This is a genomic window from Povalibacter uvarum (assembly GCF_014202975.1).
Classification (GTDB): Bacteria; Pseudomonadota; Gammaproteobacteria; order Steroidobacterales; family Steroidobacteraceae; genus Steroidobacter; species Steroidobacter uvarum.
Genome location: NZ_JACHHZ010000001.1, coordinates 1319437 through 1331262 on the forward strand (window position 1 = coordinate 1319437; position 11826 = coordinate 1331262).

8 protein-coding genes are annotated in these 11826 nt (G+C 62.0%); 2 read left to right on the top strand and 6 right to left on the bottom strand.

Annotated features, from left to right (window positions below):
- Window positions 1-19: 19 nt before the first annotated feature.
- The 5 genes from urtD to HNQ60_RS05745 all read right to left on the bottom strand — a co-directional run bounded on the left by urtD (window position 20) and on the right by HNQ60_RS05745 (window position 6261).
- The gene (gene urtD, locus HNQ60_RS05725) at window positions 20-847 is read right to left on the bottom strand and encodes an urea ABC transporter ATP-binding protein UrtD (protein WP_184330015.1); all 828 of its coding nucleotides are present in this window, start codon (window positions 845-847) and stop codon (window positions 20-22) included.
- Entirely contained in the window at window positions 844-1974 is a 1131-nt protein-coding gene (urtC, locus tag HNQ60_RS05730) for an urea ABC transporter permease subunit UrtC (RefSeq protein WP_246433372.1), read from the bottom strand. Before urtC ends, urtD begins: the two co-directional genes overlap by 4 nt.
- The gene (urtB, locus tag HNQ60_RS05735; protein ID WP_407676436.1) at window positions 1974-3569 is read right to left on the bottom strand and encodes an urea ABC transporter permease subunit UrtB; all 1596 of its coding nucleotides are present in this window, start codon (window positions 3567-3569) and stop codon (window positions 1974-1976) included. Before urtB ends, urtC begins: the two co-directional genes overlap by 1 nt.
- Before the next feature lie 225 nt (window positions 3570-3794).
- Window positions 3795-5087 carry an urea ABC transporter substrate-binding protein gene (gene urtA / locus HNQ60_RS05740; RefSeq protein ID WP_184330016.1) on the bottom strand — a complete coding sequence of 431 codons (1293 nt, stop codon included), beginning with the start codon at window positions 5085-5087 and terminating at the stop codon, window positions 3795-3797.
- 112 nt (window positions 5088-5199) lie between these two features.
- On the bottom strand, window positions 5200-6261 hold the full coding sequence (locus tag HNQ60_RS05745; RefSeq protein ID WP_184330017.1) for a porin: 1062 nt from the start codon (window positions 6259-6261) through the stop codon (window positions 5200-5202).
- 414 nt (window positions 6262-6675) lie between these two features.
- Between HNQ60_RS05745 and HNQ60_RS05750 the strand changes: the two genes are divergently transcribed.
- Both HNQ60_RS05750 and HNQ60_RS05755 read left to right on the top strand, forming a co-directional pair.
- On the top strand, window positions 6676-10029 hold the full coding sequence (locus HNQ60_RS05750; protein WP_184330018.1) for a hybrid sensor histidine kinase/response regulator: 3354 nt from the start codon (window positions 6676-6678) through the stop codon (window positions 10027-10029).
- Window positions 10022-10954, top strand: a complete 933-nt coding sequence (locus HNQ60_RS05755) for a response regulator transcription factor (protein WP_184330019.1) — start codon at window positions 10022-10024, stop codon at window positions 10952-10954. The genes HNQ60_RS05750 and HNQ60_RS05755 overlap by 8 nt, the downstream gene beginning before the upstream one ends.
- A 129-nt stretch (window positions 10955-11083) precedes the next feature.
- On the opposite strand, the gene ureG is transcribed toward HNQ60_RS05755, so the two are convergent.
- Window positions 11084-11716, bottom strand: coding sequence for an urease accessory protein UreG (gene ureG, locus HNQ60_RS05760; RefSeq protein ID WP_407676437.1), 633 nt, complete (start codon window positions 11714-11716; stop codon window positions 11084-11086).
- Window positions 11717-11826: the final 110 nt, after the last annotated feature.

Genomic DNA, 11826 nt, shown 5'->3' on the forward strand with positions numbered 1-11826 from the left:
CAGCTAGTGCAATGGCTCCTCATTCGCCCAGGTAGACCTCGACGACCTTCGCGTCGTTCTGCACCTGGTCCATCGTCCCCTCCGCGAGAACGTGACCTTCGTGCAGGACGGTGACCTTGCGCGCGATCGAGCGTACGAAGTTCATATCGTGCTCGACGACGACAACGGAGTGCTGACCCTCCAGCGACAGCAGCAGCTCGGCGGTTCGCTCCACTTCTTGCGGCGTCATGCCCGCGACAGGTTCGTCGACGAGAAGCATCTGCGCGTCCTGCATCAGGAGCATGCCGATCTCCAGCCACTGCTTCTGGCCGTGGGACAACACACCGGCGCGTGTGTCACGGCGGTCCTGCAACCGCACTGTCTCGAGAACGTGATCGATCCGATCGCGCTGCACTGCCGTCAGCGGACTGAACAGCGTGGCCCAGATCGACTTGTTGCCGGCCGCCGCCAGCTCGAGATTCTCCAGCACAGTGTGCTGCTCGAAGACGGTGGGCTTCTGAAACTTGCGGCCGATGCCTGCTTCCGCGATCTGCGGTTCCGTGAGCGTCAGCAGATCGATGGTCTGGCCGAACCAGGCCGATCCGGCGTCAGGACGCGTCTTGCCGGTGATCACGTCCATCATGGTCGTCTTGCCGGCGCCATTGGGGCCGATAATGCAGCGCAGTTCTCCAGCGTCGACATAGAGCGTCAACGCGTTCAGCGCCTTGAAGCCATCGAAGCTGACGGTGATGTCCTCGAGATAGAGGATCGTCCCGTGCGTCGTATCAGGTGCTATCGGTCGCTCGCTGCGTGCGCCCGTTCCGAAGACCTTCTGCCATCCCTGCCGCAATGCCGTCGATGCGTTCATGCTTTCGCCGCCTCCGGCACGGGTTCCCGGCTTCCGGGAGTAAAGCGGTCCGCAAGGCCGACGACTCCGCGCGGCAGGAAAAGCGTGACCAGCACGAACAGCGCTCCGAGCGCGTACAGCCAGAACTCCGGCACAGCGGCAGTGAAGTAGCTCTTCGCGTAGTTGACGATGACCGCGCCGGCGACTGCGCCGTAAAGCGTCCCACGACCGCCTACCGCCACCCAGATCACCACTTCAATGGAGTTGATCGGCTGGAACTCGCTCGGATTGATGATGCCGACTTGCGGCACATACAACGCTCCGGCGATTCCCGCCAGCACTGCGGAGAAGGTGAACACCCAAAGTTTGTACGACTCCACACGATAGCCGATGAAGCGCGTCCGGCTCTCCGCATCGCGAATCGCCTGCACAACCCGGCCCGCTCGCGACAGCGTGATGTAGCGGCAGGCCAGATAGCCCAGGCCCAGAGCGATCGCCGAAGCAACGAACAGTCCGACGCGTGTCCCCGGCTGGTTGATGCCGAACCCGAGAATGTCCTTGAAATCGGTGAGCCCGTTGTTGCCGCCAAAGCCCATGTCATTGCGGAAGAACGCCAGCATCAGCGCATACGTCAGCGCCTGCGTGATGATCGAGAGATAGACACCCGTCACGCGCGAGCGGAAGGCGAGCCAGCCGAACAGCAACGCAAGCAGGCCCGGCACGAGAATCACCATGAGCGCGGCGAACCAGAACATGTCGAAGCCTTGCCAGAACCAGGGCAGTTCCTTCCAGTTCAGGAAGACCATGAAATCGGGCAGGATCGGATCGGCATAGACACCGCGCGTGCCGATCTGACGCATCAGGTACATGCCCATCGCGTAGCCGCCGAGCGCGAAGAACGCCGCATGACCGAGACTGAGGATGCCGCAGTAGCCCCAGACCAGATCGACCGCCACCGCGAGCAGCGCGTACGTCATGTACTTGCCGATCAGCGTCATCGTGTACGACGACAGGTGCAGCGGCGAGCCGGCGTCGAATGTCAGATGCAGCACTGGAACGAGAACAGCCGTCGCAACCAGCACCGACAGGAAGATCCTGGTTCCGCGCTCTCCCAGCAACGACTCCATCAGTGGTGTACTTGGCTTCATCATCCCTCGGCGGCGCGGCCCTTCTGCGGGAACAGTCCGCGCGGCCGTCGTTGAATGAACAGGATCAATGCAATCAGAACCAGGATCTTCGCAAGCACTGCGCCGGCGAACGGTTCCAGTACCTTGTTGATGACGCCGAGCGACATGCCGCCGATGAGCGTGCCCCAGAGATTCGCGACGCCGCCGAAGACGACGACCATGAAGGAATCGATGATGTACTGCTGGCCGAGGTTTGGACCGACGTTCGTCAATTGACTCAGCGCGACGCCCGCCACGCCGGCGATGCCGGAGCCGAGACCGAACGTCAGCGCATCGACCCACTCAGTGCGAACGCCCATGGATTTGGCCATCGCACGGTTCTGAGCCACGGCGCGGACCTTCAGTCCAAGCGTCGTCTTCTTCAGCACGATCAGCAGCACTGTGAAGACGACTGCGGTGAAGAGGATCACGTACAGGCGATTGTAGGTAATCGAAAGCGCTTCATTGATCTGCCACGAACCGGCCATCCATGCGGGCGTCTCCACCGGGCGATTGTTGGCCGTGAAGATGTCGCGGACGATCTGCTGGAGAATCAGGCTGACGCCGAACGTTGCAAGGAGCGTCTCGAGCGGCCGACCATAAAGGAACCGGACGACGCCGCGCTCGATGAGTATCCCCACCGTACCCGCCACGAGAAACGCCATCGGGATCGCGACCACCACCGAAGCGCCGATGTGCGAAGGCATCAGCAGTTGCATGACGTAGGTGGTGTAGGCGCCGAGCATGATCAGCTCGCCATGCGCCATGTTGATGACACCCATCACTCCGAACGTGATTGCGAGTCCGATCGCGGCAAGGACGAGCACCGATCCCAGGCTCAGCCCGAAGAACAGCGTCTCGACCCCGCCATAGATGCTTCGCCAGTTGTCGATATTGCGCACGGTCGCGGCGGCGGCTGCTCGCACCTGGTCGTCGGGTTCGTTGAATGCCCCATCGTCGCCGCGACCGGTGAGTTCCTTCAGGCGGTTGTAGACATCGGGACTCAGGCTGTCTTCGAGCCGCACAGCCGCTGCAAGACGAACTGCCGCGTCCTCATTGTCGAGATCCGCCAGCGCGAGACCCGTCTCGATGGCACTCCGCACCTTGCTGTCCGATTCTTCCGCGACTCGCTGCCGCAGAATCAGGACACCATCCTCATCCAGGGTCCGAAGCATCTCGCTCACCGCCGCGAGTCGTACCTCCGCGTCCGGATCCGACAGGTCGAACCCGGCGATCAGTCCCCTGAGCGCCTTGCGAAGCTGATTGTTCGTCGTGATCTTCGTGAATTCATCGGCCGGAGCCGATCCGGCGGCTTGCAACATCAGCGGATCTGTCAGCGCGAGACCCTCCTCCCCCTCCGTAACGATGAAGATCCGTTGATCGGCATCGCGCGTATGCAGATTGCCTTCGAGCAGTGCACTCAGCACCGGGCGTGCGTTGGGATGGCGCGTCGCCGCGATTGCGGCGATGACCTGTTGCTTCTCCTGAAAGCTGGCGGTGGCCAGCGGCTTCAGTGCTTGCGCAAACGTTTCATTGGCATCGGCGGCACTCGCGATCGAAGGCAACAGCGCCAGCATCGTCATGAATGCCAGAACGAAGCGGCTCCGCACTGAGGTCTGTCGATCCGGTCTCGTCAAAGGACGGCTCCATCGTTGGGTTGCCATCGGGCTGCACGATCTGTTCCAGAAGTCGTCATTCCCGCGGAAGCGGGAATCCATGCCTTTCTTCCGGATGGATCTCGCGTACGCGGGGATGACGATGGCTAGCCGGCTAGCTGACTATCCAGCTAGCCGGCTTCCTCATCACTCGTAGTTCTGCCCCGAGCACTTCTTCGTCTTCGTGTTGTAGTTGCCGCACTTGAGCGTGACCCAGTCGGCTTCGATGTCCTTGCTGCCCGGCAGGTAGTCGGACCAGGCGTCGCCCGGGACGAGACCCTCGGTCTTCCACACCACATCGAACTGCCCGTCGGCACGGATCTCACCGATGAACACGGGCTTTGTCAGGTGATGATTCGCGAGCATCTTCGCGGTGCCGCCGGTCATGTTGGGCACTTCGATGCCGATCATTGCGTCGGTGACCTTGGCCACGTCGATGGTCTTGGCCTTCTCGACGGCCTTCACCCACATGTTGAAGCCGATGACGTGCGCTTCCATCGGATCGTTGGTCACGCGCTTCGGATTCTTGGTGTAGGCGTGCCATTCCTTGATGAACGACTTGTTGACCGGTGTGCTGATGCTCTCGAAGTAGTTCCAGGCGGCCAGGTGGCCGACCAGAGGCTTCGTGTCGATGCCCGAGAGCTCCTCTTCACCGACCGAGAAGGCCACGACCGGAATGTCCTCCGCCGAGATCTTCTGATTGCCGAGCTCCTTGTAGAACGGCACGTTCGCGTCACCGTTGATCGTCGAGACGACGGCCGTCTTCTTCCCCGCTGAGCCGAATTTCTTGATGTCCGCCACGATGCTCTGCCAGTCGGAGTGACCGAACGGCGTGTAGTTGATCAGGATGTCTTCCTGCTTCACGCCCTTCGCCTTGAGATAGGCCTCGAGGATCTTGTTGGTCGTGCGCGGATAGACGTAGTCCGTGCCGGCGAGCACCCAGCGCTTCACGCCGATGTCCTTCATCAGGTAGTCGACGGCGGGAATCGCCTGCTGGTTCGGTGCCGCGCCGGTGTAGAAGACGTTCTTCGACGATTCCTCGCCTTCGTACTGCACCGGGTAGAACAGCAAACCATTGTTCTTCTCGAACACCGGCAGCACGGACTTGCGTGACACCGACGTCCAGCACCCGAAGACGACGGCCACCTTGTCCTTCACCAGCAACTGTTCCGCCTTCTCGGCGAAGAGCGGCCAGTTCGACGCCGGATCGACGACGACCGCTTCGAGCTTCTTGCCCAGCACGCCGCCTTTCTTGTTCTGCTGCTCGATCATCATCAGCACGGTGTCTTTGAGCGTCGTCTCGGAGATCGCCATCGTTCCCGACAGCGAATGAAGCACGCCCACCTTGATGGTGTCCGCCGCCTGCGCCGCGCTCGCGGCGATGAATGAAATTGCAGCCGCGAGTCCTGCCAGGCCGCGCACCCTGCGTCGATTGTTCATGATTCGATTCCTCGTTGATGAAAGCCAACCGCGTCGTCACTCCCGCGAAAGCGGGAGTCCATGCCTTTGCTCGGATGGATTCCCGCTTGCGCGGGAATGACGGAGCCTCGTCTTAGATCTGAACCTGCAACCCCAGCCCGATCTCCGTGCCGCCGCCCTCACCTTCCAGGTCCTGATCGATGTAGAAGAGATGCACGCGCGCGTTCTGGCCCTTGATGATGTAGTTCAGGTTGAGTTCCAGCGTCTCCAGGTCGGCGTCGCCGTCGACGAATCCGTAGGTAGTTTCGCCGTACTTCGCGAGCACCTGGAATCGCCCGATCCCCACGACCTGCGGGAACATGTAAGCGCCGAGCAGGTAGTAGCCGTCGCTATCCGCATCGAAGCCGCCTACATATCCCTGCGGCGCCTCGTAGTCGGCGTACTGCGCTTCGACTGTGACGACACCGCCACCGCCAAGCTTCTTCTCGAGCAGGAAGTCGCCGGTGTAGCCGAGACTGGTTCCGACCTTCTGCGCAGCGAGGCCGACTGCCAGCAGATCCTTCTCGCCGTAGTACGAACCATTGAGGTAGTACCCGCCCTCCGGATCCCAGAAATCGAGTTGGACGCGACCGGCATAGAGGACATCTGAATCGCCGCGCGTCTGCGGCACGTCGAACGCGCCGAACGACACCTTGGCCATCCCGAACTGGCCCCAGTACATGACGCCATCATCGCGACCGGTCGTCTCGAAGAGGTAGCCGTCCTGAACGCCATCGCGATAGACGCCCCAGTTGCTCGCGTAGTAAGGGCCGTAGAGGTTCGCGCGATCGCTCGGGGGCAGGAAGCGGCCGGCCCAGATGTTGAACTGATCGGAGAACGCGAACTGGATCGCGGCGTCGATGACGTCGACTTCCTCGCCGTTGTACTCCGTGTTGAACATCACGCTGATCGTGTCGGTCGCTTTGCCGCTGATGTAGATGCGCGCACTGTCGAGCTCGAAGTCGTCGATGGTCTCGTCGGCCCCGTCGATATCAATCGATGAGAAATTCGTGCGCACACCGGCGCCGACCGAGATCGGTGGCAGATTGATGTCCGCCGCCATCACAGCGGGAAGCGGCGACGCGAGAAGTGCGGCACCGAGCGAGAGCGCAGCGGCTCCGGGCCTCGTGAAACGGTTTGCTGATTGCTGACGCATGAACGTGGATTCCTTTGCGATGTTGTTTGCGAGCGTTCGGCTCGTGCCAGGTCGTTCCTCGGCTCGAACGCTACGGGTGAGCCCCCATCGCGGGTACGGGGCATTTGACGTACGCGCATGGGCCATTTGACGTAGGCGCGCTGTTGGCCATCGCGGTGATCTAGTAAGGTGCAGCCGCGTTTCGAGACGCACCGGAAGGCAGCATGAAGAGGGCGCGAGGCGCGAGGCTCGAGGCTCGAGCCAGAGAAAAAGAACGCGCGATGCGAGCGCAGAGGTCTGTCGCACGCTGGCACACGCTTTGCTAACAAGATGAACACAGGGTGAGGCGTGCTCTCAGCGGAAGAGTTCGCGCCTCAAGTCTCAAGCCTCGAGCCGAGCACTCAGAACCGCAGAGCGAACGGCTGAGACCAACAAATGACGGCCAGACAACGAATCGTTCGCGAACGCCGGCAGTACAACCAGTGGGTTGCCAGCCAGACACTCGAGGACTACGCGCTGCGCTACACAGCCGAGCGCGCTCGGCGCTCGACGTTCAGCGTCGGCAACACCGCGTTGGGGCCGATCGCGTTCCTTGCCTGCGAGGCGATCGGCGGCGGCATCACCCTCGCCTACGGATTCGCGAATGCCGCGTGGGCCATCGCCGCCTTCTCGATTCTCATGTTCCTGATCGGACTGCCCATCGCTTACTACGCCGCGAAGGATGGCGTGGACCTCGATCTCCTCACACGCGGCGCCGGCTTCGGCTACATGGGCTCGACCATCACGTCGCTCATCTATGCGTCGTTCACGTTCCTACTGTTTGCGTTCGAAGCCAGCATCCTGTCCATGGCCCTGACCATGATGTTCGACATCCCGCTCTGGGTGGCCCACATCATCAGTTCGCTCGTGGTGATCCCGATTGCGATCTACGGCATCAGCCTCATCAGCAAGATGCAGATCCTGACGCAGCCGATCTGGTTGATCCTGCAGTTCCTGCCGTTGATCTACCTGGCCTGGAATCATTCAGCGGAGGTCGGCCAGTGGACCGGCTACGCCGGACGCGAAGGAGCGCCCGACGGCTCGGTGGACTTCCTGCTCTTCGGCATGGCGGCTTCAGTCCTGCTTTCGCTGCTGCCACAGATCGGCGAGCAGGTCGATTACCTGCGATTCATGCCGAAGCGAACGAAGGAGAATCGCGCCGGCTGGTGGACTGCGCTGCTCACGACGGGGCCAGGCTGGATTCTCATGGGAGCGTTCAAGCTCCTCGCGGGGTCGTTCCTCGCGTTTCTGGCCATCAAACACGGTGTCGCGGTCGAACAGGCCGACGAACCGACGGAGATGTACTTCGTCGCCTTCCGTGAAACGGTGCAGTCGCCGACCGTTGCATTGATCCTCATGGGGATATTCGTCATCGTCTGCCAGCTCAAGATCAACGTGACGAACGCCTACGCGGGATCGATCGCCTGGTCGAATTTCTTCTCCCGCCTGACCCACAGTCATCCGGGCCGGGTCGTCTGGCTCGTGTTCAATGTCCTCGTTGCGCTGCTGCTGATGCAGACCGGCATCTTCAGTGTGATCGAGAGCATCCTGCTCATCTATGCGAACTTCGCCGCCGGATGGATCGGCGCGCTCACCGCCGACCTCGTCATCAACAAGCCCCTCGGATTCAGCCCGAAGCATATCGAGTTCAAACGCGCACACCTCTACGACATCAACCCGGTCGGCGTCGGCGCGTTGTTCATCTCTGTCGTGCTGTCGACACTGTCGTTCATCGGCACTTTCGGCAACGTCGCGCAGATCCTCTCGCCTTTCGTCGCCCTCTTCAGCGGCTTCATCACAGCACCGCTGATCGCGTGGGCGACACGCGGCCGGTACTACATCGCCCGTTCCCCGTCGGGCTTGCCCGATGGCGCCGAGTTGCGATGCACGATCTGCGAGAACACATTCGAGCGGGCCGACGTCGCCATGTGTCCTGCGTACTCCGGCCCGATCTGTTCGCTGTGCTGCACGCTCGAGGCACGTTGCCGCGACATGTGCAAGACCGAAAGCCGCTTCAACGAGCAACTACGCCGCTTCCTCGCTACTGCGTTGCCCGCCCGAGCGGCGACTGCGCTCAATACACGCGGCGGCCAGTTCGTCGGGCTGCTGCTGCTGTTCAATCTCGCCATCGGCACGATGCTGGCGCTGATCTATCACCAGTCGGGCAACTCAGCGGCGGAACGCGAGATCATCGGCACGACGCTCTGGGTCGTCTTCCTCAGTCTGCTCGTGCTCTCCGGCATCGCAGCGTGGATCATCGTGCTGGCGCACGAAAGCCGGCGGGCTGCCGAAACCGAATCGGCACGCCAGACCAGCATGCTCATGGACGAAATCGAGGCACACAAGCGAACCGACAAGGCGCTGCAGAAGGCGAAGGAAGTTGCGGAGGCGGCGAATCTCGCGAAGACGCGTTACATCGTCGGGGTGAGTCATGAGATCCGCACGCCGCTCAACTCCATCTTCGGTTACGCGCAGTTGCTCGAACGCGGGATCGCCGGCCCCTCCGACAACGCAGTGCGTGTGATCCGGCGCAGCGCGGAACACCTGACGAACCTGATCGACGGCCTCCTCGATGTCTCGAAGATCGAGAACGGCATGCTGCGACTCAATCGGGATCAGGTAAAGCTGGTCGAGTTCCTCGACCAGATCGTCGACATGTTCAGGCTCCAGGCAGCCGCGAAGGGCATCGACTTCCGCTACCAACGCCCGCCTCACCTGCCGGCCTACGTACACACCGACCAGAAGCGGCTACGGCAGATCCTGATCAACCTCCTGTCGAACGCGATCAAATACACCGAGCAGGGACACGCGAGCCTCGTCGTTCGGTATCGCAACCAGGTCGCGGAGTTCGAGATCTCCGATACCGGCATCGGCATTCCGGCCGAGGACCTCGAACGCGTGTTCGAACCGTTCGAGCGCGGCAACGCACCACGTGTGCGCGCGATTCCGGGTACGGGACTCGGCCTCACGATTACCAAGCTGCTCACTCAGATCATGGGCGGCGAAATCCTGCCGCGAAGCACACCTGGCGTCGGCACGACATTCACGGTGCGACTGCTGCTGTCAGAGGCCATGCATGGCGTGAAGGACGACACCGTCCCCGGCCCCGTCAGCGACCACGACGGTCCGCAACTCACCGTGTTGCTCATCGATGACGATCCGCAGCATCTCGACATGATGCGGACGCTGCTCCAACCGCTTCGCTTTCGCATACTGACTGCGCCGGACGGCGCAACCGGCCTGCGGCTCGCTGCGGAGCATGGCCCGAACCTCGCGATGGTCGACATCTCGCTCCCCGACATGACTGGCTGGGAGATCGCCGAATTGCTGCGAACCGCGAACACACGGACACGCATCGTCATGGTCTCCGCGAATGCGCACGAGTACCACCCGGGCGGTGGCGAAGGCGCGGTACACGATGCGTTCGTCATGAAGCCGATCGACATGCGGGCAATGCTCGAATGCATCGGCAAGGTGATGGGCTTGAAGTGGACCTACGACGCTCCGCACCTGCCCGCCACGGCAGAGGCCGCAACGAATCTTCTGCCGCAGCATTCACGCCATCACCTCGACGACCTCTACCAGCTCGGCCGCATCGGCCATGTGCGCGGCATCCAGGCGAAGCTGCGCCAGATGGAGGAAGAGGACACGGCGAACGCCCCTGTCGCCAAGCAGCTGCGAGGCCTGGTGGCCAATTTCGATCTCAAGCGATACATGAACGTTGTGGAGGCGATGCGCAATCATGGCTAACGAAGCACTGCGCCGCGATACGGTTCTCGTCGTCGACGACACGCCCGAAACGCTCGGCTTTCTGACCGACACGCTCGATCACGCAGGCTTCACCGTGCTCATCGCGACCGACGGCGAAGCCGCGCTCGACCTGGTCGATCAGATCACACCGGATCTCGTTCTGATGGATGCGGTGATGCCAGGCATGAACGGTTTCGAAGCCTGTCGCCGGCTCAAGCGCGAGAAGCTGCTCGCACAGCTCCCCGTCATCTTCATGACGGGCCTGAGCCAGACGGAGCATGTCGTCGAAGGACTGGCCGCGGGCGGTGTCGACTACGTGACCAAGCCGATCGTTGTCGATGAATTGCTGGCGCGCATTCGCGTGCACCTCGCGAACGCCCGCATCGCCCATGGAACACACGCCGCGCTCGATGCGACGGGCCGCTTTCTCCTCGCCACCGACCGACGCGGTCGCCTGCTCTGGTGTACTCCGAAGGCGCGGCAACTCCTCTCGGAGCTGTTTCCCGCGCAAGGCGACCAGAACGCCACCCTGCCACCGGAACTCATCACGCAACTGATGCAGTTGCGCCAGGACGGTGCGAAGCCCAGCACGCGATCGCATCTTGCGGTCGGCGGCCGAAGACTGGAAATCTCGATGCTCAGCTCACTCGGCCCGGATGAGCTCCTGTTTCGCCTGACCGAACTCGTGACCGGCAGCGAAGAACAGGTCCTCCAGCAATCGTTGTCACTGACCTCGCGCGAATCCGAGGTCCTGCTCTGGATCAGCCGCGGCAAGTCGAACCGCGAAATCGGTGAGATCCTGACCATCAGTCCGCGCACAGTCAACAAACACCTGGAGCAGGTATTCGTGAAGCTCGGCGTGGAGAACCGGGCGTCGGCGGCGGCGCGGGCGGTGAAGACGTTGGGAAGCAGGCTAGCCAGCTAGCAGGTACCCAGAGTCGCTTGCGCTCCGGATCTCGCACTGACGCGGTCATTCCCGCGAAAGCGGGAATCCATCTTCGCCAAGACATGGATCCCCGCTTTCGCGGGGATGACGGGTCTCTCTCTTCTCTGGCTAGCTGGCTCTCTTCAACATCCCCTGCCTCTCAATAAACGCCGTCACCTGGTCCAGTCCCTGGCCCGTCTTCAGGTTCGTGAATACGAACGGCTTGTCGCCGCGCATCTTGCGGGCGTCGCGGTCCATGACTTCGAGAGAGGCGCCTACGTGGGGCGCGAGATCGATCTTGTTGATGATCAGAAGATCGGATCGCATGATCCCGGGCCCGCCCTTGCGCGGGATCTTGTCGCCTGCGGCGACATCGATCACGTAGAGGGTCAGGTCCGAGAGCTCCGGACTGAAGGTAGCCGCGAGATTGTCTCCGCCGCTTTCGACAATGATCATGTCGAGGCCGCTGAAATCCTTCATCAGCTGATCGATCGCGGCCAGATTCATGGACGCGTCTTCGCGAATGGCCGTATGCGGACAGCCGCCGGTCTCGACGCCACGGATGCGTTCGGCGGGCAACGCCTGGCTGCGGATCAGGAATTCGCAGTCTTCACGGGTGTAGATGTCATTCGTCACCACTGCGATGTTGAAGTCATCGCGCATCCGCTTGCACAGCGAATCGACGAGCGCCGTCTTGCCCGATCCGACTGGACCACCGACACCTACGCGCAGAACATCGCTATTCGCCATCGCCCTCTCCAGCACCGGGACGACAGGATGATACGACGTCCGTCTCGGCAATCCGACTGCGTCAAATGACTTATGGCACCATCGGCACTTGCTGGCGAGAGCGGCGTTGATGCGAGCCACTG